This window comes from Vulgatibacter sp., from assembly GCF_041687135.1.
Classification (GTDB): Bacteria; Myxococcota; Myxococcia; order Myxococcales; family Vulgatibacteraceae; genus JAWLCN01.
This window is the reverse complement of the sequence record NZ_JAWLCN010000002.1, coordinates 176234-203129: the sequence shown is the minus strand read 5'-3', so window position 1 is coordinate 203129 and position 26896 is coordinate 176234. Positions and strand designations below refer to the sequence as shown.

Annotated in this window: 17 protein-coding genes and 1 pseudogene; 14 read left to right on the top strand and 4 right to left on the bottom strand. The window is 70.5% G+C overall.

Annotated elements, in window-relative coordinates:
• Nucleotides 1–17 precede the first annotated feature (17 nt).
• The gene (locus ACESMR_RS04745) at nucleotides 18–1553 is read left to right on the top strand and encodes a tetratricopeptide repeat protein (protein WP_373045518.1); all 1536 of its coding nucleotides are present in this window, start codon (nucleotides 18–20) and stop codon (nucleotides 1551–1553) included.
• 315 nt (nucleotides 1554–1868) lie between these two features.
• Here ACESMR_RS04745 and ACESMR_RS04740 read toward each other — a convergent pair whose 3' ends face one another.
• The gene (locus ACESMR_RS04740; protein ID WP_373045516.1) at nucleotides 1869–4202 is read right to left on the bottom strand and encodes a hypothetical protein; all 2334 of its coding nucleotides are present in this window, start codon (nucleotides 4200–4202) and stop codon (nucleotides 1869–1871) included.
• 93 nt (nucleotides 4203–4295) lie between these two features.
• Between ACESMR_RS04740 and ACESMR_RS04735 the strand changes: the two genes are divergently transcribed.
• Nucleotides 4296–4691: a TIGR02266 family protein gene (locus tag ACESMR_RS04735; RefSeq protein WP_373045514.1), complete on the top strand. Its 396-nt coding sequence runs from the start codon at nucleotides 4296–4298 to the stop codon at nucleotides 4689–4691.
• An 82-nt stretch (nucleotides 4692–4773) separates the two neighbouring features.
• On the opposite strand, the gene cglC is transcribed toward ACESMR_RS04735, so the two are convergent.
• Nucleotides 4774–5274 (bottom strand): adventurous gliding motility lipoprotein CglC, encoded by a 501-nt coding sequence (cglC, locus tag ACESMR_RS04730; protein WP_373045513.1) that lies wholly within the window; start codon nucleotides 5272–5274, stop codon nucleotides 4774–4776.
• 398 nt (nucleotides 5275–5672) lie between these two features.
• Between cglC and ACESMR_RS04725 the strand changes: the two genes are divergently transcribed.
• From ACESMR_RS04725 to ACESMR_RS04685, 9 genes are all read left to right on the top strand, one after another.
• Nucleotides 5673–6488, top strand: a complete 816-nt coding sequence (locus tag ACESMR_RS04725) for an outer membrane beta-barrel domain-containing protein (protein ID WP_373045512.1) — start codon at nucleotides 5673–5675, stop codon at nucleotides 6486–6488.
• Between the two features lie 11 nt (nucleotides 6489–6499).
• Entirely contained in the window at nucleotides 6500–7291 is a 792-nt protein-coding gene (locus ACESMR_RS04720; RefSeq protein ID WP_373045510.1) for an outer membrane beta-barrel domain-containing protein, read from the top strand.
• 3 nt (nucleotides 7292–7294) lie between these two features.
• Complete coding sequence (gltC, locus tag ACESMR_RS04715) at nucleotides 7295–9142, top strand: adventurous gliding motility protein GltC (protein ID WP_373045508.1); 1848 nt, start codon at nucleotides 7295–7297, stop codon at nucleotides 9140–9142.
• Nucleotides 9139–12654, top strand: coding sequence for a tetratricopeptide repeat protein (locus ACESMR_RS04710; protein WP_373045506.1), 3516 nt, complete (start codon nucleotides 9139–9141; stop codon nucleotides 12652–12654). The genes gltC and ACESMR_RS04710 overlap by 4 nt, the downstream gene beginning before the upstream one ends.
• 9 nt (nucleotides 12655–12663) lie before the next feature.
• The gene (gene gltE / locus ACESMR_RS04705) at nucleotides 12664–14070 is read left to right on the top strand and encodes an adventurous gliding motility TPR repeat lipoprotein GltE (RefSeq protein ID WP_373045505.1); all 1407 of its coding nucleotides are present in this window, start codon (nucleotides 12664–12666) and stop codon (nucleotides 14068–14070) included.
• Nucleotides 14060–14320, top strand: coding sequence for an adventurous gliding motility protein CglF (gene cglF, locus ACESMR_RS04700; protein ID WP_373045503.1), 261 nt, complete (start codon nucleotides 14060–14062; stop codon nucleotides 14318–14320). Before gltE ends, cglF begins: the two co-directional genes overlap by 11 nt.
• A gap of 47 nt (nucleotides 14321–14367) precedes the next feature.
• Nucleotides 14368–16551, top strand: coding sequence for an AgmX/PglI C-terminal domain-containing protein (locus tag ACESMR_RS04695; RefSeq protein ID WP_373045501.1), 2184 nt, complete (start codon nucleotides 14368–14370; stop codon nucleotides 16549–16551).
• Between the two features lie 168 nt (nucleotides 16552–16719).
• A complete protein-coding gene (locus ACESMR_RS04690) occupies nucleotides 16720–18792 on the top strand; it encodes a WD40/YVTN/BNR-like repeat-containing protein (protein ID WP_373045500.1) in 2073 nt (690 codons plus the stop codon).
• Between the two features lie 65 nt (nucleotides 18793–18857).
• Nucleotides 18858–19391, top strand: coding sequence for a hypothetical protein (locus ACESMR_RS04685; RefSeq protein WP_373045499.1), 534 nt, complete (start codon nucleotides 18858–18860; stop codon nucleotides 19389–19391).
• Here ACESMR_RS04685 and ACESMR_RS04680 read toward each other — a convergent pair.
• A complete protein-coding gene (locus ACESMR_RS04680) occupies nucleotides 19379–20005 on the bottom strand; it encodes a hypothetical protein (protein WP_373045497.1) in 627 nt (208 codons plus the stop codon). The genes ACESMR_RS04685 and ACESMR_RS04680 overlap by 13 nt on opposite strands.
• Nucleotides 20006–20258: 253 nt before the next feature.
• Here ACESMR_RS04680 and ACESMR_RS04675 point away from each other — a divergent pair.
• Nucleotides 20259–21518: pseudogene (locus ACESMR_RS04675) on the top strand (M16 family metallopeptidase); the annotation flags it as partial.
• A gap of 264 nt (nucleotides 21519–21782) precedes the next feature.
• The gene (locus tag ACESMR_RS04670; RefSeq protein ID WP_373045496.1) at nucleotides 21783–23156 is read left to right on the top strand and encodes a M16 family metallopeptidase; all 1374 of its coding nucleotides are present in this window, start codon (nucleotides 21783–21785) and stop codon (nucleotides 23154–23156) included.
• A 62-nt stretch (nucleotides 23157–23218) separates the two neighbouring features.
• Here the strand turns inward: ACESMR_RS04670 and ACESMR_RS04665 are convergent, their stop codons facing one another.
• Nucleotides 23219–25120, bottom strand: a complete 1902-nt coding sequence (locus tag ACESMR_RS04665; protein ID WP_373045494.1) for a glycoside hydrolase domain-containing protein — start codon at nucleotides 25118–25120, stop codon at nucleotides 23219–23221.
• A 480-nt stretch (nucleotides 25121–25600) separates the two neighbouring features.
• Between ACESMR_RS04665 and ACESMR_RS04660 the strand changes: the two genes are divergently transcribed.
• Nucleotides 25601–26893, top strand: a complete 1293-nt coding sequence (locus ACESMR_RS04660; protein WP_373045492.1) for an O-antigen ligase family protein — start codon at nucleotides 25601–25603, stop codon at nucleotides 26891–26893.
• The last annotated feature ends 3 nt before the right edge of the window (nucleotides 26894–26896 follow it).

Sequence of the window (26896 nt, the reverse complement as noted above, 5' to 3'; positions counted from 1 at the left end):
TGCGTCGGGGAGGATGCATGAGCAAGGACGTCCGCAAGCCTGGCAGCGACAATTGGGAGAAGAGCGAGACCGGTGGTCGGTTCATCCGCGACGTCGTCATCGTCGCGGCGGTCCTCGCCGGCGGCTTCGGCTGGTACTACACCTCCTCGCAGAAGAAGGCCGAGGCCGACAAGACGGCCAAGGTCGCCAAGGATCTCCTCCTCAAGGACGATCCCAAGGCCTACGCGCAGGCGGAAGCGAAGCTGAAGGAAGTGCTCGCCCTCGATTCGAGCCACGGCTACTCGCTCGCCGCTCTGGCCGAGCTGAACGCGATTCTCTACGTCGACCACAACGTCGGCGACCGCAAGGGCGCTGCCAGCGAGTTCGTGGCCAAGGCCGTCGCCGAGAAGACCAGCACCGCCGAGGAGTACGCTGCCAAGGCGATGATGATGACCGCCGAGGGCAAGGCCGCCGAGGCGGAGAAGTTCCTCACCGCCGAGGTGCTCGACAAGGGCGCCGGCGGCGCGCGCATCTACGCCGCGCTCGGTGAGGCGCTGCGCGCCCAGGGCAAGCTCGAGGAGGCGCGCCGCGCCTTCAAGGCCGCCTTCGACGCCGACTGGCGCAACCCCCGCTTCGCCGTGCTGATCGGCGAGAGCTACCTCGAGGAGGGTGACGCCACCAACGCGCTCGCCTACTTCTCGAAGGGCCTCCAGTCGAACTCGGAGCACCTCGGCTCGATGCTCGGCGCCGCCCGCGCCCGCATCGCCAACGGCGCTGGCCTCAAGGAGGCCGGTGACGCGATCAAGTCCGCGATGGAGCGTGAGGCGGAGCTCACCCCGAGCCTGAAGGCCCGCGCCCTGGTGGCGAAGGCCGAGCTCGAGCTCTTCGAGCAGAAGGTCGACGACGCCATCGCCACCGCCCACGCCGCTGCGCAGGCCGACGCGACCGACCCCTGGTCGTTCGCGGTGAAGGCCAAGGCCGAGGCGAGCAAGAAGGACGCGAACGCCATCACCTCGTTCGAGAAGGCGATCGCTGCCGACGCGTACGTGGCGGCGTTCTACTTCGACGCAGCCAAGTACCTCCTCGCCGCGGAGCTCGACTCGGCCAAGGCGATCTCCTTCCTCGAGCAGTACCCGCTCAAGAAGGACGACAAGTACTTCCTCGAGTTCGGCAACGCGCTCCGCCGCACCGGCAAGCTCGACGACGCCCTCGCGAAGTACGAGCTCGGCATCAAGGAGAACGAGGTCAACGGCGCGCTCTACGTCGCCAAGGGCTCGATCCTCCGCGAGCAGTCGAAGTTCGACGAGGCGGAGAAGGCCTTCGAGGCGGCGCAGGCTGCCCAGGAGTTCAACCCCGACCTCTACGTCGAGAAGGCCATGCTCCGCTTCGCGAAGAAGGAGTACGAGCAGGGCATGCAGGAGTACGCCACCGCCCTCACCCAGTGGCGGCAGGCGAAGGCCTCGCGTGAGCAGCTCACCGCGGCGATCGCCCAGGTGAAGGACCTGCTCGCGAAGGCGGGGCAGCGGCAGTATGCGCAGGTCTGGGAGACCGAGGCGACGCAGCTCATTCGCTGATCGATTTCGCCAGCTGGAACGACGCGGGCTGCTCGGGGAACCGGGTGGCCCGTTGTCGTTCCTGGGGGGATCGGCCAGTGGGGGCGGGGGGAGGCCGGTACGGCGCCGCGCTTTCCGCCGGCGTCGCGCTCCCGCGGGAAACAGGACCCCCCCGTCGCTGCGCGACGGGTCCCCCCCGACTTCCCGCGGATCGCGCGCACCGGCGGCGCGGCGCCTCGATCGGCTGCTCGCCGAGCAGCTGGCGGGTGTCGCCAGTCGGCGGTGCGGCGGTGCGGTGGCGCTGCGTGAGCCGGCACGGCGGTGGTGGGGGCCTTTTCAGCGGGTGGCGAGGCGGCGGGCGGCGGCGAAGCGGGTGAGGGCGAGGAGGTCGGCGGTTTCGAGCTGCTCGCCGAGGTCGCCGGCGTGGAGGATCGAGACGAGCTCGGCCTCCGCCTCGGCGTGGCGGTGGAGGGCCAGCAGGGCGAGGGCGCGCTGGCGCCTCGCCTCGCGCTCGATCTGGGCGGAGGGCAGGGTGCCTGCCAGGGCGCGGTCGAGGTGGGCGATGGCGAGGGCGGGCTCGTCCCGCTGCACGAGACGGCGGCCGACCAGATACCAGCCGGTGGCGTAGTCGGGACGGCGCTCGAGGAGATCGCGCACGGCGAGGAGCCGCGCGTCGGAGCCTTCCGCCAGGTAGGGGAGCACGGCGCTGGCCCAGGCTGCGTCGGTGACTGCCTCCGCCTTCACGTCGACCTCGCGGGTGCCGGCACGATCGATCTGGAAGGCGCCCGCCTTGCGCCACGCCTCTGCAGCGCGGAGCGGATCGCCGCGGTGGGCCCAGGCGTCGCCCAGGGAGACGAGGAGCCGTGCGCGCAGGAGATCGTCGACCGAGGGGTGGGCGTCGAGCAGGGGCCGGAGCGCCTCGACCTCCTCGGCCCTGCCGTCCTCCGCCAGCGCCCGCGCCTGCGAGACGAGGAACCCGGGATCGCCTGCGTCGAGCTCGGAGCAGCGCCCGTAGAGCTCGACGGCCTTCTCCGCATCGCCGGCGCGCAGCGCGTCGCCTGCCTCGTCGGTGAGGTCCGCCACCTCACGGGCGCAGGGCCTGCGGAAGATCGCGGGGCGCTTGAAGCGGCGCTCCGCCACCACCCGCGCCCGCTCGGAGAGTGGCTGTGCGTCGAGCCACGCCTCCCACTCCTGAACCAGCTCGGGCAGCGGCGTGCCGTAGGCCGCATGGAAATCGCCGTCCCTGTAGAGCCGGGCGAACGACGCGGCGCCGCGTGCCTCCACCAGCCAGCGCACGAAGGATCCGGCGTAGGTATAGGCCCGGGAGGCCGACTCGCCGTAGAAGCCGGTGGCGGACATGATCCGCGGCAGCGCCGGCGCGAGCCCGAGCACGCGCATCGCCCGGGCCTGCTCGTGGATCGTGAGCTCGCCTGCAGGCCAGTCGGCTGCGACGGCGGCGCCCTCGACCAGCCCCTGCACCGGCAACAGGCCGCCGAGCACCGCGGTGACGCCGAAGGGCGGCCTGCCGATTCGGCCCGCCACCAGGTGGGCGAGCTCGTGCTTGAGCACCGGATGCGGGTAGCCGCGATCGTCCACGTGCAGCTGCCCGATCCACGGCTTGGCGAACTGGGTACCGGAGGCGCCGACGAGGCGGCGCTTCTGCTCGCGGTTCGCATAGAGAAAGACGGTGGGGCGCTGCGCCTCGGTGTCGAAGAAGCGCTCGAGCTCCGCCACCCGTGCGTCGCATTCCTCCACGAAGCGCAGCACGCTCGCGCGCTTCATCTCCCGCGGGTGGACCACGGTGCAGCGCTCGCCCTCGACGAGGCCGCCCAGCTCCTCCCGCACGCTCTCGTTGCTGCGGGCGTAGCCGATCTCGTGGCGATCCGCCCAGCCCACCGCGACCAGCGTGGCGGCGCCGACGAAGAGCGTGAGGGCGAGGGGACGGAACGCGGGGACGCCGATCGTGCCGCCGCGCCAGCAGAGCGCGACGAGGCCCAGCGTCGCCGCGCCCCACGCCACCGTGAGGAGGCGGTAGGTCACGAGGGGCAGCTCGATCTGCACCACCTCGTCGTAGAGCGGGCCGGGCAGGAAGCCGAGGAGGTGGTGGTAGAGGAAGACCTGCGGCCCGAAGAGCACGGGCAGGGCGGTGGCGAGGAAGGTGGCCGCGAGCACGGCGGCGTAGAGCGCGCCCGGCAGGCGGCGGCGTTCCGTCACCGCGCCGCAGAGAAAACCCAGCGCCGCGCCGAGGAAGGCGGAGGGAAGCGGCAGCACCGGATACCAGCCCAGCCCGGCCGTGACCGAGCAGGGCGCGCCGATGGCGCCGGTGACGAGCGCCGCGCCGACGAAGGGCAGGATCGCGAGCGCGCTGGTGGCGAAGGCGGCGAAGGTCCCGCGGGCCACCGCAGTGAAGGCGGCGGGGTTGCGCTCGATCGCCTGCAGTTCGCCCCGCTCGACGGCGCGCTCCTGCCGCGCCGCGGCGATTCCGATCACACCGGCGAGGAGGCCGACGACGAGGTTGGCCAGGAGGGCGGACTCGTAGCCGGGGACGGCTGCAAGGGGCAGGAGGGGCGAGAGAAGGCCGAGCGCTCCCGCGCCGAGGAGCGCGAGCCGGATCCGCGGCCTGCGCCACAAGCCGGCCATCCGCGCTGCAATCGGCCCTGCTGCCTGCATACCGTTTCCTCCGTCCCTGCCCAGGTGTTGTACGCTGCCGTCGTCGAACGCGGCCTGGCCCCTGTGCCTTCCCGCCGCACGGAGTGCGAAGAGATGAGCGACAACTCGCAGGATCGGCGCAGGGTTGCCCGCATTCCGATCGCGCTGCGGCTCGAATACCGGAGGATGGAGGCGTTCTTCGCCGAATACACGAAGAACCTCTCCCGCGGCGGCACCTTCGTGAAGACGCCGCGTCCACTGCCGGTCGGGACCCGCTTCTCCTTCCTCCTCGGCGTGCCCGGGCGGGAAGAGCCATTTTCGCTGCAGGGAGAGGTGGTCTGGACGAAGGCCACCCCGCCGGACGCGGGCATGGGCGTTCGCTTCCTCTGGGTGGACGAGCCTGCGCGGCAGGCCTTCGAGGCGGCGGTCGAGGGGATGATGCGCGAGACACTCGGGCCCGAGGCTGCCGCCCGCTTCCTCGCCGGCGAAGGATACGAGCGAGACGAGTAGCGCGCTGCCGGCGCCGAGACGACGAAGCCCCCGCTGCCTCGCAGAGGCGACGGGGGCTTTCGATTTTCGTGCGTGGGCGCGGCTACTCGGCGCGGGCGCAGAACTTGGTGTTCTGGATGCGGCCGAAGTAGCGGGCGTACTCCTCCTCGGTGAGGTTCTCGCGCAGCTGCGTGAGGAACGCCTGGTCGAGGAAGAGCTCGCGGCAGACGAATTTGCCATCTTCCGAAGAGCAGTCCTGGTCGGTGATGCACTCGCCGGAGCAGGTCCCGTTGGGCGCCTCGTCCGTTTCAGGCACGGGCTCTCCCTTGGAGCGGACGCAGGTGAGGTTGTCGCATTCGGCGGCGCCGAAGGAGACGTACTCCTTGTCGCCGCCCGCAGCGAGATCTTCGCGCGACGGCGAGAACTCGAAGCACGAGCGGTGCTCCTCGACGTTCGCCTCTTCTTTGCTCGGACAGTTCGGGTCGTTCTTCCCGACGTATGTCGCGTTCTGCGCGAGGTTGCAGGGCGCACCGACGTCGGTCTCCACGCAGGAGCCGGCGGTGAGGAAGAAGCCGAGGGAGCAGGCCAGGGCGAAAAGGCCCACGGACGGAATGCGACGGGTGGACATGCCCAAGCGGTAACACAGCCTGCGTGTGGGCCTCAAGATAAGCGCAAATTCTCCTAAGCGGCCGGGCCGTTCCGCCGGCGGGAAACTTGCGCCGCGCCCTTTCCGACGGCTTCATCGGCAGCGGTCCCGGGCCTGGCGAGGGGCCCCATCCGCGCTGCCGGCGACCGGGCAGGCCCCCTCGTCGGGCGGGTGGGCCCGCTTCCCACCCGCACCACCGGTGTCACCTCCCCGGCGTGTGGGACCCCGGAACGGCGCTTGCTCCCTCTCGGGGGGCGCTGTAGCATCGGCCCATTCAGATTTTGCACTTTCAGGCGGATCACTTGGAAATGAAGCCAGATGGCCACCGTCCCTCCGCCCGAAAAGGGAGTCCCCGCGTGAGAACGCTCGCCTCGATGGCAGCTTCGCTGCTGCTTTTCGGCGCGTCGCCTGCCCTGGCACAGGGACTCGGTCTCGACCTCTCCGGCGACGCGCCGGAGAACTCCACCGAGACCGAGGCAGCCCAGGCGCCAGCGCAGCCGCCCCCCGCCTCCGCCGAGGAGCTCGCCCGGCAGCAGGCCGGCCGCCCCGATGACGGCGTCGAGCGCGCCGTGACCCAGGACGACCGGGTCAAGGCCGTGCAGCGCAAGCACTTCCTCAAGCGCAACCGGCTCGAGGTGGTCCCGTCCTTCGCGATCTCGCTCAACGACGCCTTCTATTCGAAGGTCGGTGGCGGCATCGCCGCCAACTGGCACTTCGCCGATTCGCTGGCGCTCTCCCTCCACTACGAGAAATTCGGCATCGCGCAGACCGACAACGTGCGCATCGCCAAGCGGGAGCTGAAGTCGCTGCTCCTCTCCTCGAAGCTGGACTGGACCGCAGGCGCCGACATGGTGTGGACGCCCATCTACGGCAAGCTCGCCTGGGGCAACACCATCGTCGCCTACGACCTCTTCCTGCTCTCCGGCGTCGGTGTCGCCTGGTCGCAGACCTCCGGCTCGCCGGTGGACGACGGCGCCCACCCCGCGGTGGACATCGGCATCGGCCAGCGCTTCGCCATGTTCGACTTCATGGCGTTTGAGTTCTGGGTGAAGCAGCTGCTCTACGCAGACCGCCCGCAGGACCGCCAGATCTCCGAGATCCAGAAGGTGCTCACGCTCAACGTGGGCCTCTCCTTCTGGCTGCCGGGCTCCTTCACCTACGAGAACCCGTGAGGATGCGCCCCGTGATTCGCAACCGAAGCATCGCTCCGCTCCTCGCCGCCGCGCTCCTCGCTCTTCCAGCAGCAGCCGCTGCACAGGAAGCCGACCGCGACGCACAGGCCGAGGCCCGTGCAGACGAGGCCGCCGCCAAAGAGGTGAAGGAAGAGGCCAACCTCGACCTCGACGAACGCATCAAGCCGGTCTCCGGCAGGATGTTCGCCAAGGACGGCAGACACGAGCTGACGCCGACCGTCGGGCTCTCGCTCAACGACGGCTTCTTCTCGAAGTACACGTTCGGCCTGCGTTACGCCTACCACTTCGGCGAGGAGTGGTCGGCGGGCTTGAACGCCGCCTACGCGCTCTCCTCGCCGTCGGGCGCCGTGACCCGCTGTGATTCGAGCGGCCAGAATTGCGAGGTCCCCACCAAGGACGATCTCGCGAGGACCCCCGGCGACATGGGGCTGATCGGCAGCGTCGATCTGAGCTGGGCGCCGCTCTACGGCAAGATCTCGGTGCTCGCCGAGAAGGTGCTCCACTTCGACACCTACGGCGTCGTCGGTGCCGGCTTCGTCGAGTCGAAGATGGCGCCGCCGGACGGCAGCACCGTCGAGTCGACGATCGCCCCGGCGCTCCACCTCGGCGTGGGCCAGCGCTACTTCGTCTCCCGCAATGCCACGCTGCGGTTCGAGATCCGCGACGTGCTCTACCAGACCGAAGTCTTCGGGCGGTCCGGCGAGTTGGAGAAGGATCTGCAGAACCAGCTCCTCTTCACCATCGGCCTTTCCTGGTTTCTCGGCGACGGCCCGGAGTCCTGAGCCATGCGCACGTCCATCCTCAGTCTCGCGCTCTCCTTCGCGCTGGGTACGAGCCTCGTCGGTCTCCCCGCCCAGGCGAACGCCCAGATCTCCTTCGAGGGCCTCGATCTCTCCGACCCGGTCGAGGAGAAGAAGCCCGCCGCCCCTGCGCCGAAGAAAAAGAAGGCGCAGCCCAAGCGCAAGGTGGCGCCGAAGCGCGCCACGAAGCAGGTGACGCCGCCGGCGCTCCCCGCAGCAGCGCAGACCAGGCCCGCAGCGGAAAAGCCGGCGCCGACCATGTCCTTCGACGGGTTCGACGTCACCGGCAAGACCGCCGACCGGCAGAAGCTCGACGCCGCGGTCTCGCTCTTCAAGGAAGAGAACTACGAGGCGGCTGCCCTCGGCTTCCAGGAGATCCTGAACGACGCGCAGGCGATCGAGCAGCACCAGCAGGCGGAGTACCTGCTGGCCAAGTCGCTCTACCGCATGGGCCTCTACCACTCGTCGCTCACGGTCTTCCAGCGCATCCTGGCCCGGGGCGAGGCGCACAAATACTTCTCGACCAGCCTCGAGTGGCTCTTCTTCATCTCGCACAAGACCACCGGCCAGTCGGTGGTGCTCGACGAGATCGCCAGGTACGCCGGCGCCGAGTGGCCGGAGAAGTACCGGACCGAGTTCCGCTACCTGCTGGCGAAGTACAACTTCGTCCGTGGCAAGGCGCTGCTCGATGCGGCCTCCGCTGCGGCGGAGAAGGATCGCGCCGGCCACACCGCCGAGGCGAAGAAGAGCTTCTCGGAGGCGCGCCGCCTGCTCGCGATGGTGCCCCGTGACTCGCGCTTCCACCCGAAGGCCCGCTACCTCGACGGCCTCACCCTCTACGTGGAGGGGCAGTTCCAGCCTGCGGTCGAGGCCTTCAAGGACGTGGTCCGCGCGCTCAACCCGAAGACCGGCCAGCAGCAGGATCCCGCCCTGCGCGAGCAGGCCTTCATGCAGCTCGCGCGCATCCACTACGAGCACAAGCAGAACCGCTACGCGATCTTCTACTACGGCCGTGTCGCCCGCGGCGGCGACCAGTGGTTGCAGTCGCTCTACGAGTCGAGCTGGTCGAACTTCCGCCTCGGCGAGTACGAGCGCGCCCTCGGCAACATGATCACGCTGCACTCGCCCTTCTTCCAGGACGAGTACTTCCCCGAGGCGCTGATCCTCAAGGCGGTCATCTACTACGAGAATTGCCGCTACCCCGAGGCGACGCAGATCGTCGAGGAGTTCAACCGCACCTACCTGCCGCTCTACCACGAGCTGGAGCGGGTGCTCTCCGGCAACCTGTTGACGCCGCAGGACTACTACGACGTCCTCGCCGACATCCAGAAGGCCAACCGCACGGAGGCCGGCGAGACCTCGAAGATGCTCGAGCGGATCCTCAAGCTGGCGCTCTCGGATCGCGAGCTCAAGCACCTCAACGACTCGATCCTCGAGCTGGAAGCGGAGGCGGACGCGATCGGTGGGAAGCGGGACCTCTTCCGCTTCTCCGACCTGGCGAAGACGCTGATCCAGGATCTCGAGGCGCAGCGGGTCGAGGTCCAGAAGAAGGCGGGCTTCTACGCCAAGCGCAAGCTCGAGCGCGAGCGCCGGGAGCTGGCGCAGCTCAACTACCGCGCCCTCGCGATCAAGGCCGAGATCGGCACCAGCGAGAAGGACGCCCTCGAGGCCTCGCTCGCCGAGGGCCAGAACGTCACGGTGGTGAAGCAGTACCGCTACTCCACCGCGGTCGACGACGAGCACGTCTACTGGCCGTACGAGGGGGAGTACTGGCGCGACGAGCTCGGCACCTACCAGTACACGCTCACCAAGGGCTGCAAGGACAACCGATGAGAACCCACAGCATCGTTGCAGCGCTGCTTCTCGCCGCCGCCGCGCCTGCGCCGCAGGCCTGGGCCGCCCCCTCGTCCGTGGCAGCGCGGGCGGAGAAGGACGCCAGGCTCGGACGCAAGGCCGACGCCGGCGGTCCCTCGAAGGATCTCGCCGGCGACGTGAGCCGCGAGAAGACCTCCCCCGACGAGCAGCGCCCGGGGATCGAATACGATACCTTCCGCTTCTCGGTGGAGTTGCAGCTCAAGGACAAGCGCCGCGAGCTGATGGGCACCCTCGACCAGATGGTGGCCCTCGGCGGCGACTCGCCCGAGCAGCCGGACCTGCTCTTCCGGCTGGCGGAGCTCAACTGGGAGGAGTCGCGCTACTGGTTCTTCGAGGCCAACCGCCAGGAGGACAAGGCGCTGCGCTGCGACGATGCAGGCGACGCTGCCTGCGCCTCCGCTGCCCGCGCCGAGCAGAAGGAGTTCATCGCGAAGCGCGACGAGTTCCAGGGCCGCGCCATCCTCCGCTACAAGGAGCTGATCCAGCGCTTCCCCGACTACAAGCGCGTGGACGAGGTGCTCTTCTTCCTCGGCCACAACTATTGGGAAGCCCGCAAGGAGCAGGAAGCGCTCGCGGCGTACAAGACGCTGATCACGCGCTTCCCGAAGTCCCGGTACGTCGCGGACGCGTGGCTCGCGTTCGGCGAGTGGTACTTCAACAACTCCAACGGCAAGCGCGACATGCTCCAGAAGGCCCTCGACGCCTACACCAAGGCGGCGGCCTTCACCGAGAGCCGGGTCTACGGCTTCGCCGTCTACAAGCAGGGCTGGTGCCTCTACAACCTCGGCAACTACGCCGCCGCAGCGGACAAATTCAAGGCGACCGTCTTCTACGGCGAGCTGGCCCAGAACGTCGCCAACGCCAACAAGACCGCGCTCATCCGCGAGGCGCGCAAGGACTACGTCCTCGCCTACTCCCACTTCGGCGATCCCACCGCGGCGAAGGCCTCCTTCCAGCAGGTCGGCGGCGACGACGAGTGGTGGGGGATGCTCAAGGGCCTGGCCGGCCTCTACTACGACAACGGCCAGGACAAGGAGGCGGTGCTCGTCTACCGCCAGCTGATCCGCGAGCAGCCGCTCTCGCCCGAGGCGCCGCTCTTCCAGGCGCGCATCGTGAGCGCGGTGATGCGCGTGGGCCACAAGAAGATCACCGTGGAGCAGGCGCGCCTGCTGGTGAAGATCTTCCAGGACGTCGAGAAGAGCGGGGTGATCCGCACCGACGACGACAGGAAGAAGCTCGAGGAGGCCCGTGACCTCTCCGAGCGAACCCTCTCCAACCTCGCGGTGTCGTGGCACAACGAGGGCAAGCGCAGCAGGCACGAGGAGACCTTCGTCTTCTCCAGCCAGGCCTACAACGACTACCTCGCCATCTTCCCCGACTCGCCGAAGGCCTACGATCTCCGCTTCTTCCACGCCGAGCTGCTCTACGAGAACCTGCGGAAGTACGACTGGGCCGCAGCCGAGTACGAGCGCGTCGCGGCGATCGACATCGCGAAGCTCGAGGAGAAGAAGAAGCTCGAGGCGGAGGGCAAGGCCGACGAGGCCGCGAAGATCGAGACCGGCAAGTGGTTCGTGAAGGCGCTCGAGGGCTCCATCTTCGCCCACGACGAGGTGGTGAAGAAGCTCGGCGACGAGCCGCTGCCGAAGAACGCCGACCCGAAGAAGGCGCTGCCGATCCCTGCGCCGAAGCAGGCGCTCCTCACCGCCTGCGAGAGCTACCTGACCTGGGTGCCGCAGGGCGACAAGCGGGTGGAGATCGCCTACAAGGCCGCGCAGATCCAGTACCGCTACAACCACTTCGAGCCGGCGGTGCAGCGCTTCGCGCAGATCGCGATGGAGCACCCGGAGCACGAGCTGGCGGTCTTCTCCGCCCACCTCGTCCTCGACTCCTACAACATCCTCGAGGACTGGCAGAAGATCGACGAGTGGGCCAAGCGCTTCCACGGTGAGCCGCGCCTGGCCAGGGGGCCGTTCAAGGTCGAGCTCGAGCAGATCATCGAGCGCAACTCGTTCAAGATGGTCGCCCTCCTCGAGAAGGAGGAGAAGTACGCCGAGGCCGGCAACCGCTACCTCGCCTTCGTTGCCGACTGGCCGAAGAGCGATCTCGCCGACGAGGCGCTCTTCAACGCCGCGGTCGACTTCCACAAGGCGGGCAGGCCGGAGCAGGCGATCGAGGTCCGCGAGCGGCTGGCGCGCGAGTACCCGCGGAGCGAGCTCGCTCCCGAGGCGCTCTACCTGAACGCCGCGGCGCAGGAGGAGATGACCAACTTCGAGGCCGCCGCCGGGAGCTACGAGCGCTACGCGCAGAAGTGGGAAGCCCAGGCGAAGCCCCCGAAGCGCAGGGGGCGCCGCGCCCCGGCAAAGAACGAGAAGGGGCCGAAGTACGAGGAGAGCAAGGCGAAGGCGGCGCTCTTCAACGCCGGCATCTTCCGCGAGGCCCTCGGCCAGCACCGCCAGGCCTTGCGCGATCGCCAGCGCTGGCTCGAGCTCTGGCCCCGCGACGCCGACGCCGAGGCGGTCTTCCTCTCGGTCGCCGACCTCCACGAGAAGAGCGGCAACGGCCGCCTCGCGGTGCGGCAGCTCGAGGCCTACCAGAAGGAGCGGTGGGCGCGCGACCCCTCCAAGCGCCTCGCGGCGCAGGGCCGGATCGCGAAGATCCAGGAGAGCCGCGGCCTCATCGGCGCCCGCAACAAGATCTACGAGGAGGTCTGGCGGACCTACTCGCGTCTGCCGGGCCGCACCCGTGCCGGTCTCTCCGCGCCTGCCCTCGAGGCGGTGGCCTCCGCCCACTTCGTGCTCTCCGAGCCGACCTGGCGCGAGTACCAGCGGATCCGGATCCGGCTGCCGCAGGAGGTGATGGCCCGCGCCCTCAAGGAGAAGGGCCAGAAGCTCCTCGCGGTGCAGAAGCGCTACACCGAGACCGTCTCCCTCAAGGCGGCGGGCCCGGGCATCTGCGCCCTCGACCGCATCGGCCTCGCCTACCGCAGCTTCGCCCAGGCGCTCTACGACGCGCCGGTGCCCCGTGGCTTCAGCGAGGAAGAGGTGTCGCTCTACAAGGCGGCGCTGGCGGAGCAGGCGATGCCGGTGGAGGCGAAGGCGCAGGAGGCCTTCGCCACCGCGGTGGCCAAGAGCCGGGAGCTCGGCGTGCACAACAGCTGCGCTGCCGAGGCCCTCTCGATGCTCGAGCAGAGCCACGCCGAGGGCTTCGCGAAGCTCGTCGAGGAGCCCGCAGCGGTGACCGTCGCCGCGCGGCGCCAGGGCCTCGGCCTCCTGCTCGAGGAGCAGCCGATCCCGCCGCCGCCGCCGCCGGACGCTTCGGTTCCCGCGGTGGTGAACGAGAAGGCGCCCAGCGCCCCCGCGCCTGCAGCAGCTGCTGCGCCCGTGCGTGGCGATGGGCCGACCGCACCGGTGGACGAGCCGCCCCTCCCGTCGCGGGAAGGCGAGCCCGAAGACCCCGACCTGCTTCCCTAGGGTTTGATCATGCGAGCCAATCGGATTTTTGCAGCATTGCTACTCGCGACGGCCTTCGGGACCGGCTGCGCCACCACCGGCGCCGTCGATGCCGGACCGGTCGCCGTCGAGCGTCCCACCGGCGAGGACAAGCCCCGCGAGATCTCGCCTGCGGCGAAGCGGAAGTTCGGCGACGCGGTGCGGGCCTACAACGACGGCCTCGCCCTCAAGGTCGTCGACTGGGACGCCCTCGCCAGGAAGTTCCAGACGGTGGTCGACGAGGATGCGGCCCACGCGGAGGCGTGGTTCAACCTCGGCGTCATCGCCGAGCGCCGCGGCCTGCCCGACGAGGCCGCCGGCCACTACCGCAGGGCGATCGAGGCCAAGCCGACCCTCAAGGCCGCCTACGAGAACCTCGCGGTGCTGATGGAGAACGCTGGCGATCGGGCAGGCGCGGAGGAGCAGTACAAGAACGTGCTCCGCGCCTACCCGGCGGACGCCGGCGCCAGGGCGCGGCTCGCCGTGCTCTACCGCGAGGGCGGCGACAACGACCGGGCGCTGGAGCTGGCCCGGGAGGCGTTGCTCCGCGAGCCGAAGAACCTCACCGCCCACAAGGTCGTGGCGCAGGTCCACCTCGAGCGCGGCCAGCTCTCGCTGGCGAAGCTGGTGACCCTGCGTGGCATCGGCTACGAGGCCACCGACGCGGAGCTGGTCTACCTTCTCGGCGAGATCCGCGAGAAGGAGGGTGACCCCGCCGCGGCGCTGGCGCAGTACCGGCAGGTGGTGCAGCTGCGCGAGGACCATCTCCCCGCCAGGGCGAAGGTGGCTGCGGCAGCCCTCGAGGCCCGCAACTTCGACGAGGCGGCGAGCCACTACGGCGCGATCCTCCGCCACGACGAGAAGAACGTCGGGGCGCAGCTCGATCTGGCCATCGCCCTCCGGGGCCTCGGCAAGATCGACGAGGCCCTCGCCGGCTACCGGCAGGTGCTCGTCCTCGCCCCGAACGACCCGCGGCCGCAGTACGGCATCGCGTCGATCCTCCACCGGCACAAGGACCAGCCCGAGGAGGCCCTCGCCCACTACCGCGAGTTCATCTCCGGCAACTCGATGAACCTGCCCGCCGAGCATCCGGTCTTCGCCGACCTGCGCGAGTGCGAGCAGCTCGTCGCGCTGAAGCTGGAGGAGAAGGCGATGGCGCAGCGTGCCGCCGAAGAGGCGGCGCGGGAGGCGCAGGCCGCAGGCGGCGCCGGTGCCGGGGAGCAGCCCGCTGGCGAGGCGACCGCCGACGCGTCGGGGGAGGCCGCTCCCGCTGCAGCAGCCCCGGCTGAGGAGCCCGCAGCGGCAGAAGAGGAACTGGCGCCTGCGCCCGCGCCGCAGCAAGCTGGTCCGGCGCCTGCGCCGCAGCACGATCCGGAGGAGCCCGATGATGACTTCTAGTGCAGCGATTGCACGTCTGGTGGCGGTTGTAGGGCTTCTGCTCGCAGCGTCGCCCGCCCTCGCGGCGGAGCAGAACGTCGAGTACGCCAAGGAGACCGTCATCGACTTCGAGGACGACACGATCCAGGGCGATCTCACCAGGCCCGACGGTGAGCACGTGGATGCACGGCAGAAGGTGCGCCACACCAACCTGATCAAGGTTCGCGAGAGTTTCCGGGACGAGGTTCTCGAATCGGTGGGCGAGCTCTGAAGCCCGCTGCGCCCGGCCTCGTGCCGGGCGCGCCAGGAGCAAACGACATGGCCATTCCGCTCACGCTGCGGGTCCTCCGGGACGGGCAGCTCGTAGCAACCAAAGAGTTCCACCGCGAGATCATCAAGGTCGGCAGGCTCTCGTCCGCGCACCTCTGCATCGACGACGAGCGTGTCTCGCGCATCCATGCGGTGATCGAGGTCGCCGGAGACGGCCAGGTTTCGGTGATCGACATGGGGTCGGTCGAAGGGACCTTCGTCAACGGCAAGCGGATCAGCAAGGCGGCGCTGGCGAACGGCGACGCGATCGAGATCGGGGCCACCCGCCTCGAGATCGCGATCGGCGCCGAGGCAGAGGCAGGCGCTGGCGACACCACCACCACCGCACCTGCCGCTGCAGCTGCGGACGAGGCGCCCGGAGAGGCCGAGGACACCCCCGCTGCAGCAGCGGCTGGGACCGCCGCCGAGTTGCCGGTGGCGAGCGTGGTGCCCCAGGTCCCGCCGGAGGTCCTCGCCGCTGCGCAGCAGGCAGCGGCGCAGGTGATCGCCGCGGCACAGGCTGCAGCGCAGAACGCCGCGGCGGCTGCGGTTGAGCCGCAGGCCGCGGCACCTGCCCAGGCCCCGGCGGAGCCGGCACCGCCGGTTGCCGCAGCAGCGCCGCAGAACGTGGCGCAGAACGTGGCGCAGCCTGCCGCTCCCGCGGCGACCGCAGCGCCGGCGGTTGCTGCCGCGAAGCCCTCGCCCGGCACCGTCGCCGAGGCCTGGGCGCAGCCGCAGATCAAGATCGGCCGGATCTCCCTGGTGCGGCAGCCTGCGTCCACCACCCACGCACCGCCCCCGCGGCCGCTCCCGCTGCCGCGTAGCGCAACCGACCGGGCCCTTCAGCTCGACGTGCGCTTCTTCTGGGGCGACACCCAGCTCGCCGTGGGCCACTTCGACGAGCAGACCCAGGTAACCGTCGGCGCCGGCGTCGAGGCCGACTTCCAGCTCGACGCCGCGCACCTGCCCGGCGACGCCTTCCCGCTCCTCAAGCGCAACGACGGCAGCTGGACGCTCGCGTTCAACGGCTCGATGGACGGCGAGTGGATCAGCGACGCAGGGCCGCAGCGCCTCTCCGATCTGGTGAAGGCCGGCAAGGTGCGGCCCGGCGAGGAGCCCGGCTTCTACGAGCTGCCGCTGGCGAGCCACGAGGCTGCCTGGGTCGACCTCGGCCACATCCGCGCCGACGTCTGCTTCCGGCCCACGCCGAAGCAGGCGGTGGTGCCGTGGGCGCAGCGCCTCGACTACCAGTTCCTCAACGTCTTCGTCGTCGCCGCCTTCCTCATCGGCGGCCTCATCGTCGGCGCTGCCAACAGCGCCTACGACGCGGACATCTGGCAGGACGATCTCCACTCCAACGAGGCGCGCTGGGCGAAGACGCTCTTCGAGGCGCCGAAGCGCCACTACAACCCCTTCTTCGACAAGCTCTCGCTCAAGGCCCCGAAGGATCCGGGCCAGATGGCGGCGAAGGCCGCAGGCGACGAGGGGCAGATGGGCAAGCGCGACGCTCCCAAGCGCAACACGCGTTCGGCGCCGCGGGCCATCGATCCCAACGACAAGGAGCAGGTGAAGAACCAGGGCATCCTCGCGATGCTCGGCAAGGGCAAGAACGCCGGCCTCTCCACCATCTTCGGCACCAGCGGCCTGGGCGGCGATCTCAAGGGCGCCATCGGCGGCATCACCGGCAACGGCGTCGGCGACGCCCACGGCTTCGGCGGCCTCGGCCTCAAGGGCACGGGCACCGGCGGCGGCGGCGTGGGCAACACCATCGGCGTCGGCGCGGTGGGCACCAAGGGCCGCGGCGGCGGCATGGGCTCCTTCGGCAGCGGTGTCGGCGGCCTCGGCAAGAAGGGCTCCTCCGACGTGCAGATCTCCTCGAGCGAGGCGGTCATCGTCGGCTACGACAAGGAGCTCGTCCGCAAGGTCGTCCACTCGCACCACTCGCAGCTCAAGTACTGCTACGAGTCGGAGCTGGTGCGGCAGCCCAACATGAGCGGCAAGATCACCGTGAAGTGGGTGATCGGCTCGCAGGGGCGGGTGACCCAGGTGAGCACGGTGAGCTCCAGCCTGAACAACGCGCGGGTGGCGAGCTGCATCAACGCCCGCGTGAAGAGCTGGAACTTCCCGGCACCCAAGGGAGGCGGCATCGCGGTGATCACCTATCCCTTCGTCTTCCGTCCCTCGGGCGGCTGATCCGGGATACGACTTGCCGGCGTAGAAGAAGGGCTCCGGAGCGATCCGGGGCCTTTCTCGCGTCTGGGGGGTGTGTACTCGCGGCTGTATACAGAATACGGCCGCGGGGGGTGGGCCTTCCGGGTGGGGGAGCGTAGCCTCGCTTCATTCCAACCCCGGAGGGGAAAGATGCGCCGCATCCCGAAGACGGCGGCCTGTGCCGCTGCGTTGCTGCTCTCGGCCTGTACGGTGGACGCGAACTCCTTGCCCGACGAAGGCGGCGGTGCCGGTGCCGGTGCCGGTGCCGGTGGCGTCGGCGGTGTCGGCGGTGTCGGTGGCACCGGCGCGGTAGGCGGCAGCGGTGGCGTGGGCGGTGACGGAGGCGGGACCGCCGGCGCCGGCGGCGTGGGCGGCACCGGCGGCGCCGGTGGCAGTGGCGGCGCAGGAGGTGTGGCCGGTGCCGGGGGAACGGGCGGCACGGTGGCGCCGGGCGCCTGGGACGGCACCGGCACCTGGGCGCTGGCCGACGCGCCGCAGAGCGTCTCGATCGGCACGGCGCTCTTCGCCCTCGGGGACGGCACCCTCTTCGCCGGCGGCGGCGCCCATCTCCTGCGCTCCAGCGACGGCGGCAGCACCTGGGAGCCGGTGCTGCAGAACCCGGGGAACATCGGTGCCCTCGTCGAGACCCCGCAGGCGCTCTTCCTCCAGGTCGACTACGTGGGGCTCTACCGCTCCACCGACGGGGGCAGCAGCTGGTCGTTCGTCAGCAGCACGGTGGAGGCGGTCGCCGTGGACGGCGACGCGGTCTACGCCGTGCACCAGGCGCAGCAGCGGGTCTGGGCCGAGCGGACCGACGACGGGGGCGCCACCTGGAGCGAGGCGGCTGAGCTGCCGCTCGACCACGGGGTGGAGACGCTCTTCGTCTCCGGCAACGTGATGATCACCCCCGACCTCTACGGCGCCCGCGCGCTGGTGCGGAGCACCGACGGCGGCGCAACCTGGGACGCTGTCGCTGGGACCGACATGCTCGCTGCTGCGACGCACTTCGCGAGCTACGAGGGGGCGATCTTCGCGATGAGCAACAACCGCATCCATCGCTCGGTGGACGGCGGCGCGACGTGGACCGAGACGGTGCTGCCCGCCTCGGAGACGCGGGGCCTCGGCGACCGGTTTGTCGCAACGGACGCGGGGCTGCACGCACTGGCACGGGCCGGGCTCTTCCGCTGGGATGGCAGCGGGTGGGCCTCCGTGGAGAGCGGGCTTCCCGGCGAGATCGGCGCCGTCGCTGCCGGCGGCGGCAGCCTCTTCGTCGCCACGGAGGAGCTGCTCTTCCGCTGGGACGAGGCAGGGCAGGGCTTCGACCGCGTCGCCGTGGAGAGCCCCCGGACCCGCGTCTTCGTGCTGCGCACCGACGGGAGCGAGATGATCGCGCAGACCGCAGCGGCGCGTGCGCTCCGCCTGCAGGCCGACGGCACCTGGGCGGAGGCGCCGACCTTCGACGGCCTCGGCTCGCCGACGGCGCTGGGTGACGGCAGGTGGCTCGCCGTCGGCGATCGCGAGCTGCTCTGGTCGCTGGACGATGGGCAGAGCTTCTCGCGCGTCCACCAGGCGCCGTACGACTTCTGGTCGGGCGGCAACTTCACCCTGGTGGAGGGCGACGTGCTCGCCACCTTCGACGACGAGCTGTGGCGCTCGGTCGACGGCGGCCGCGGCTGGGAGTACGCGCACGAGGCGCTTCCGGTGATCGGAACGGCCTGGGACGGCAGCGACCGGCGCCCGTCCATCTTCGAACTCGCCTCCTTCGAGGACGTCGTCCTTGGGCAGACGCTCTCCGGCGGTGTCGCCCGCTCCACCGACGGCGGCGCCACGTGGGAGCTGGTCCCTACCGACACCACCCTCGGCAACTTCACCGCAGCCGGCCGGGGCGGGGGCCTCTTCGCCACCTCGTCGAGCAGCACGACCGCGCCGCTGTGGCACTCCGACGACAGCGGCGCGAGCTGGACGGCGGTCGATGCGAGCTTCCCCGAGGCGTCGTGGATCCGCGACCTCGAGGGGATCGAGGGTGTGCTCGTCGCTGCCGTTGCCCCGCGCCAGGAGGCCATCGCCGCGGACCGCACGGTCTGGGCGAGCATCGACGGCGGCGCCACCTGGGTGCCCCTGGGCAACGAGCTCCCCGCGCCGGTCTACGAGCTGGAGCGGGTGGGCGATCGCCTGGTCGCCGCCACCGACGGCGGCAGCCTCTGGGAGCTCGCGATCGAGTGACGGCCTGCGCCCGCCTGCCTGGCAGGGGCCGCATCCGGCCCCTGCGCTGTGGTAGGTAGGAGGCGATGAGCGACGAGCACGAGCACGAGCTTCTCCGGCCCCTCCGCGGCCGGTTCGCCTTGGCAGAGGACGAGGGTTTTCGCGTGGTCTTCCGCAGGGCGGACGGCGCGCTGGCAGCGGGCCTCGCCTGGGCGGCGACCGCCCTCGTCCTCGGGATCACCCTGGCGACGCTGCTGCAGGAGGGCGCCTCCAACCCGGTCGCCTGGATGATCGCCGGCCTCGTCGACTTCACGCTGATCTACGTGGCCCACGCGCTGCGGCGCGGGCTCTCCCGCGGCGGGATCAGCGTCGACGGCTCCGAGCGGCGGATCTTCCTGCCGGAGGGCGCCGAGATCGTCTTCGAGCGGCTGCGCTGCGTCTCCGTCCGCCCCGCCGGCGCGAGGGCCGAGCTCGTGGTCGTCCACGACACCGGCGTCTTCGGCTTCGGCGAGCGGCCCGCCGCCGAGGTCGAGGTGGCGGCGCAGGCCGTGGCCCGCGTCACCGAGCTGGCGCGCGTCCCCTGGGCCGACGCAGGGGCTGCAGCGGTTCAGGGCACGTAGCAGCTGCCGTTCCGGCTGCAGAGCTCGTTGGCCATGCAGTCCTCGTCCGCCCTGCAGTACATGCCGCTGCCGTTCAGGCAGGCGTCGGTCTCGAACTCGCAGAACGCCCCGGCGCCGCAGTGCACGTCGTAGAGACAGCTGCCGTCGGCCGGCGGGGTCGGATCGCCGCAGACGCTGAAATCGGCGCCGCGGTAGGGCTGCAGGCACTCGAGGCCCCTACCACAATCGGCCTGGCTCTCGCAGGGGGCGTCGACCTCGCCCGACTCGGTGCAGACGCCCACCACGCCGGAGAGGCTGTCGTAGACGAAGCCCGACGGACAATCGCTGCTCGCGCTGCACAGCCCCCGCAGGCAGATCGCCTCCTCGCGCTCGACGATCCCTTCGCTGCAGACCGCGCCCTCGCTGCCGACGGGGCAGCTGCCGTCGGGATCGCAGGCCCGCATCTGCGCGCAGGTGCCCACCGCCGGGTCGTCCGCATCGGGGACGCAGAGCGAGGTGCCGCCGCAGTCGTCGTCCAGGAGCGGCGACGGCGTGCAGCTGCGGCCCGCCTCCTCGTCGTTCGAGCCGCAGGCGGCCAGTGCGAGCGTGAGCAGCATGAGGGCGTGGAGCCGCATCGATGAATCCTCCCGTGGGTGGTGAACGGAGGATAGAACGAACGAGGGCCGCACGTCCGGACGGCCCTGCGGCGCCTTGACGCTCCGGATCCGCGATGCCTATGGTCCGCGGCACCCCTGCGGGCCCCCGTGAAGGTTCGAGGCCGAGCGGCTCCTTCGCGGCCCCCGCGCAAGGAGAGAGCCCGTGGCGCGCAGCACCACCGCAGCCCCCAGCAGCGCAGCGAAGAAGCCCCGTGCCGGCAAGCCCCGGCCGATCGATCCCAACCTCTTCCAGGTCCACGAGCACACGCTCGCCAATGGACTGCGGGTGCGGCTGGTGGAGAACCACGCGGTTCCCACGATCAGCTACTACACCTTCTTCCGCGTCGGCTCGCGCAACGAGCGCCCCGGGATCACCGGCATCGCCCACTACTTCGAGCACATGATGTTCAACGGGGCGGCGAAATACGGCCCCAAGGAATTCGACCGCGTGCTCGAGAGCGCCGGCGGATCGTCCAACGCCTACACCTCGAACGACGTCACCGCCTACTACGAGGACTTCGCCTCGGACGCGCTCCCCACGGTGATCGAGCTCGAGTCGGATCGGATGCGTTCGCTGGCCCTCGACCCGCAGCTCCTCGCGAGCGAGCGCGAGGTGGTGAAGGAGGAGCGGCGCCTCCGCGTCGACAACGACATCGTCGGCATGCTCGACGAGGCGCTGGGCACGCTGGTCTGGCGGGCGCATCCCTACCGCTGGCCGGTGATCGGCTGGATGGAGGACATCAACGCGATCGGCCGCGAGGATGCCCTGCAATTCTTCCGCACCTACTACGCGCCCAACAACGCCATCCTCGTCGCGGTCGGGGACCTCGACCCCGCCCGCACGCTGGAGATGATCGAGCGCGCGTACGGTGACATCCCCGCGGGGCCGCCGGTCCCCGAGGTGATCGACGCCGAGCCCGAGGCGCAGGGTGAGCGCCGCGCCGAGGTCCACTTCCCCAGCCAGGCCCCGGCGCTGATGCTGGGCTACCGGGCGCCGAAGGCCCGCGACGCCGACACCTTCGTCCTCGACGTGATCCAGTCGGCGCTCTCGATCGGCGACTCGTCGCGGCTGACGCGCCGCCTCGTCTACAAGGACGAGATCGCGACCAACGTGATGGTCGACTTCGGCTGGCGGATCGATCCTTCCGTCTTCCTCGTCTTCGCCGAGTTGCAGCCAGGCAGTGATCCGAGAAAGGTGGAGAAGGCGATCTACGAGGAGCTGGCCCGGGTGGCGGCGGAGGGAATCACCGACCTCGAGCTGCAGAAGGCCAAGAACACCCTGCGCGCCCACTTCCTCCACGAGATCGCCACCAACAACGGCAGGGCCCACGCCATCGGCAACTACGAGACGCTGCTCGGCGATTGGCGCGAGAGCCTGCGCACGCTGGATCGCTACGGGGCGATCACCCACGCCGACGTGAAGCGGGTGGCGGCGGCGACCTTCGATCCGAAGAACCGCTCGGTGGTCACGCTGGTGCCCACCGCCACCGAGGAAGAGGCCCCCGCCCCGAAGCGCAGGCCGAAGGCGGCCAAGGCCAAGGCCAAGGCCAAGGCCAAGGCCAAGGCCAAGGCCAAGGCCAAGCCGAAGGCGAAGCCCGCGGCGACGATGCGGGCGAAGGTGAAGGCGAAGGTGAAGGCGGTCTCCGCCAGGGCCACGAAGGCGCCCGCGAAGAAACGCGTCGCCACGAAGACGACCACCCGCGCCGCGACCGCGAAGCGCCGTACCCGCTGATCAGGACACCAGGTGGCCAACGACATGCGTTCCTTCTCTTCCAAGGCCTCCGCAGCCCCTGCACCCGCTGCGGTCCATCTCCCGCCCTACGAGGAATTCCGCCTCCCCAATGGCCTGCGCCTGATCGTGGCCCCGCGGCACCAGCTGCCGCTCGCCAGCGTCGAGCTCCTCGTCGAGGTGGGCGGCGCCCACGATCCGCAAGGCCAGGCGGGCCTCGCCTCGATGACCGCCGCGCTCCTCCGCCGCGGCACCGAAATCCGCAGCGCCGACGAGATCCACGAGACGATCGAATACGTCGGCGGGCACCTCGAGGCTGCTGCAGGCCCCGACGCCACCGCGATCACCGCCGGCGTCACCAGCGAGAACCTCGCGCTGGCGCTGGAGCTGGTGGCGGACGTGGCGCTGCACCCGACCTTCCCGAAGAAGGAGTTCGACACCCACCAGCGCCGCGTCCTCGCCGAGCTGGCGCAGGAGCTCGACGAGCCCTCGGTCGTCGCCGACCGTGCGATGCTCCGCACGGTGCTGCCCGCCGGGCATCCCTACGCGCTGCCCACCGCCGGCACGAGCAAGGCAGTGGGCTCGCTGAGGCGGGCCGACCTGCAGCGCTTCCACCGCACCTGGTACGCGCCCGAACGCGCCACGCTCATCGTCGTCGGCGACGTCGATCCCCAGGAGGTCCGCAGGCTGGCGAAGAAGCATTTCGGCGCCTGGACCACGAAGGCGCCCGCCGAGATCACGGCGCCCGCCGCCGCTGCGCTGCAGCGCAACCGCATCCTCGTGGTGCACAAGGAGCAGGCCACGCAGGTGCAGGTCCGCTTCGTCGCGCCGGCCTTCACCGGCAAGAACGATCCGGTCTACTTCCCGGCGACCGTCGCCAATGGCGCCTTCGGCGGCGGCTTCACCTCGCGGCTCGTCGACGAGATCCGCGTGAACCGCGGCCTCTCCTACAGCGTCGGCACCCGCTTCCTCCAGCTGCGGGGCGCGGGCTTCTTCGTCTTCAAGTCGTTCACCAAGAACGAGAGTGTGGGCGAGCTGCTCCAGGTGCTGCTCGCCCAGGCCGAGAAGGCCCGCACCGAGGGGCTCGCGGACGTCGAGGTGGAGCGCAGCCGCAGCTACCTCGCCGGCCTCTACCCCTTGCGCCTCGAGACCAACGATCAGATCGCCGCGGCCCTGGGGGAGCTGCTCCTCTACGGGCTCCCTGCCGATTGGGTCTCGACCTACCGGGCGAAGCTCGCCGCGGTCACCGCCGCCGCGGCGAATGCCGCTGCCCGTGCATGGTTCTTCGCGCAGCCCTGGGGCCTGGTGCTCGTCGGCGACCGCAAGGCGATCGAGTCGGGGCTGAAGGCTGCGGGGATCGAGGGTGAGCGGCGCGTGGTGGCGATAACCGACCTCGAGTAGGAACGCGAAGGCGCCGCTTCCCTGCAAGGAGGGAGGCGGCGCCTTCGGTCTTCAGCGCTGGATCAGGCGCGGCGCCTGCGGCGGATCACGGCGCCGAGCGCCACGACCACCGCCGAGAGCGCCCCGGGGCCTGCAGCGCTGCTGGAGCAGCCGCCGGCCTTCGCGCCGCCCACCCCGCCGCTGATCCCTTCGCCACCGCTGGAGGTGCCGGGCACGGCGATGGAGCTCCCGCCGCCGTCCCTCGGGCGGGTCGGCGTGGAGGGCGTCCCGGCGGGCGCCACGTGCCGGGCGATCTCGGCGGCGATGGCCCGGCGGGTGGCGAGCAGCTGATCCGGCGTGATGTCACCGGCGCTCCACGCGTGGGGGAAGAGCTCGGAGGCGAAGCGGTCCGCCGCTGCTGCGTCGTACTTCGCCAGCTCGGCGAGGTACTCGTAATCCTCGATGCCGTCACGGACCTGCTTCATGCGGATCGACTCCACCGGGATGTGGGTGGTGCCGCCGATCTTCGCGGGGGTACCGGGGTAGAGCAGGGTGCCGTCGCCGTTGCCGCTGAAGTCCCACTGGTCGACCCAGGGATCGCTCTTGGTCACGAAGGCGTAGGCCGAGTCCCAGTAGAGCTCACCGGTGAAGCCGTATTTGTACGCGACCCAGGGGAGCGCACGGTTCTGCAGCGCCGTGTGATCGATCGCCATCGAGGGCCAGCCCTTGAGCGCGGGATCCTCGTACTCGCCGCCCACCGTGCCGCCGCAGCCGTGGCTCATGCAGGAGGAGTAGATCCACACGGTCTTGCCGTCTGCAGCGGCCTGGCGGTACTGCGCCGACTGATCGCCGGCGTACGCGCCGTCCTTGCCTTCGACGAAGTTGACCACCGGCACGATGATGTCGGTCGACTCGTAGAGGCCGTGCTCCCGGAGGTGGCCGACGGTGGTGGTGACCAGCGACTTCATCTGCGGATCACCGCCGTGCACCCGGTCCTGCCGGGGCTTGATGTCGCTCCACTCGCAGGTCAGCGGCGGCTCGTCGCAGGTATAGTCGAAGAGCGCGTCGAACCAGCCCTTCTCCTTGAAGTGCGCCGCCCACGCTGCGTAGTCGGCGGCCTGCGGATCCTTCTGCCAGACCTCGATGGCGGTGAGCTTCGCCCCGGGCAGCCGCGTCTTCGCCGTGCCGTCGAGGAGCGGGCCGTAGACGCGATCGTAGCGGGAGAAGTCGAGGTTGCCGCCGGTGCCGGGGACGGTGGCGCCGACCACCCCGGAGAAGCTCATCCGGTTGTCGAGGCCGGCGATGCCGTAGAGCACGCGCAGCTCGTCGTATCTGGCGTCGTCGCCGTTGGCCCAGACGTCGCCGTGGTGGGCCTGGCTGGTGGCGTTCCAGGAGAGGCCGTAGGAGCTGCGGTAGCGCGGGGTCGAGGGGAGCTCGAAGGGAAAGACCTCGAGCTCGACGGCGACGTCCTGGGTGAAGCCGCCGGAAGCGGTGATCCGCAGCGTGCCCTGGTAGGTGCCGGCGGGCGTGCCCTGCGGCACGTGCACGTCGACCCAGACCGAACGGTTCTCGCCCGCGGGCACGTCGAAGGGAAAGGCGTTGCGCTTCTCGCCGTAGTAGCGGTCGACGTCGGGCACGAGGGCGTCGGGGGTGAGGCCGGCGCGGGCATTGGCGTCGGAGAGGTTGCGCGCGTCGATGTAGGCCGCGCGGTAGAGCATCACCTCCGCCGCGGGGATGGTGGCAGGTCCCACCAGGTCCGACATGGCGGCGGAGACGCCGGTGAGGCCCGCCTCGCCACCGGCCACCACCGCCTGGAAGGCTTCGATCTCGTTGGCGGCGGCGGCGATGCGCGCCACCTTGCCGGTGGGCGCCGCGTCGCGGGGCTGCAGCTTGATCAGCGTGTGGGTGGCGGTGGCCTCTGCTGCTGCGTTGCCTGCTGCTGCGAGGACGAGGGCTGCGGTGACGGCGGAAGCGAGCTGGTTCAAGCGGGAGTCTCCTCGATGCGCAGGCTCTCCCGGAGGGCGGCACCGCGCGGTGGGCTCGTTCGTCGTTGCGCCGCATGCAACCCGAACATCCGTGAGGCTCTTCCCCCCGAACCGGTCGGCGTGCGAGCGCCGCCACCGGCCTCCGACACGTGCCCACCTCCACCGCCGGCGTAGGCGCAAGCAGAGAAAACGCGAGGAAAAAGCGGGAAAAACCTTTCCCTGCAGGGCCGTCGCGCTCCCCACCCGAGAGGAGGCCTACATGTAGGCGAGGGCGCTCGGCGGGCCTCCTGTGCTTCGGCACGCCTCGCGCATCGGCTGCTCCCGGATGAGAAGCCGCGGCCTCGCGACCGCGGCGCAACTGCGACCGCGGCACGGCGATGCACATCGTCTCTGTCGCCGTGGGGCGATGTAGGCCAAGGGGGCACCGCACCCCTCGAGGCCCACTTCGATCCGCCCCACGCAAGCTTCCTGGAGGACTCGATGCACAACGCCGACGCGCTTCCCCGGGGGACGCCAGCACCGTTCCGCGGGAACTCCGTCTCGCTGGCGGCCCGGGTGGGCGTCTTCGGAGTCGCCCTCTTCGCGGTGACGATCTACGCGCTGCCGCAGTACATCTTCCCGGTGCTCGAGCCGCTGCGGGTGGGTGTGCTCACCGCGGCGATGATGAGCGCCGGGCTCGTGGCCCGCTGGGTCCTCGGCGGCGCTGCGCCGACGGCAGGCGGCCTGCGCGTCTTCGGCCTCGTCGGCTTCCTCGCCGCCGCCGTCGCCTCGCAGCTCTGGAGCCTCGATCCCGCGATCAGCCGGTGGGCCGGCAACGAGGCCCTGAAGATGGGCCTCGTCTACGTCGCTGCGGCGAGCCTCCTCGACAAGCCGGAGCGGCTGCGCAAGGTGGCCTGGGCCGTGGCCATCGCCGGCTGCGTGCCAGCGTACTACGCGGTCTCCAACTACCTCACCGGCACCAACCTCCTCGAAGGCTATCGCGCCCGCTGGACCGGGACCTTCCTCGATCCCAACCGCCTCTCGATGGCGCTGGTGGCCTCGTCGATGATCCTCCTCGCGATGCGGGCGCGGCTGCAGAACCCGGTGCTGCGCTTCCTCGCGCTGGCGGCGGTGGGCCTGCAGATCTGGGGCGTGGTGGTGACCTACAGCCGCGGCGCGGCGCTCGGCCTCGGCGTGGGGCTCCTCGTCTACCTGCTCACCGGCGCCGGCGGAAACCGGCGGATCCGCTCCCTCGCGGTGGTGGCAGGCGTGGTGGTCTCGCTCCTCTTCCTCGCGCCCGAGCGCTTCTGGAACCGCACCGAGACGATCGCCAGCTACACCGAGGACGCCTCGGCGATGGGCCGCATCTACGCCTGGCAGACCGCCGCCAACATCCTCGAGCGCAGGCCGCTCACCGGCGTCGGCGCCTCGGCCTTCCTCGCCGCATGGGCGACCTACGCGCCGGGCGAGGCAGGGGCCCACGCCTACGTCGCCCACAACCTCATCCTCGAGGTGGCGGCGGAGCTCGGCATCCCCGCGCTGCTGGCCTTCCTGGTGCTCCTCTCCGCCTGCACCTGGGGCGCATGGCGGGCGACGAGACCGCCCTCACCGGTACCCGAGGAAGCCCGCGGCATCGTCGCCGCACTGGCCGGCTACCTGGTCTGCCAGATGTTCGCGGGCTTCATGCTCAGCTTCTTCCTCTTCCTGCTGCTCGGCCTCGCCACCGCCGCAGAGCGCCTCGCGCGCCGGGAGCGGCAGCTGGCAGCAGCCAACCGTCACGGACACGGAGCCTGAATC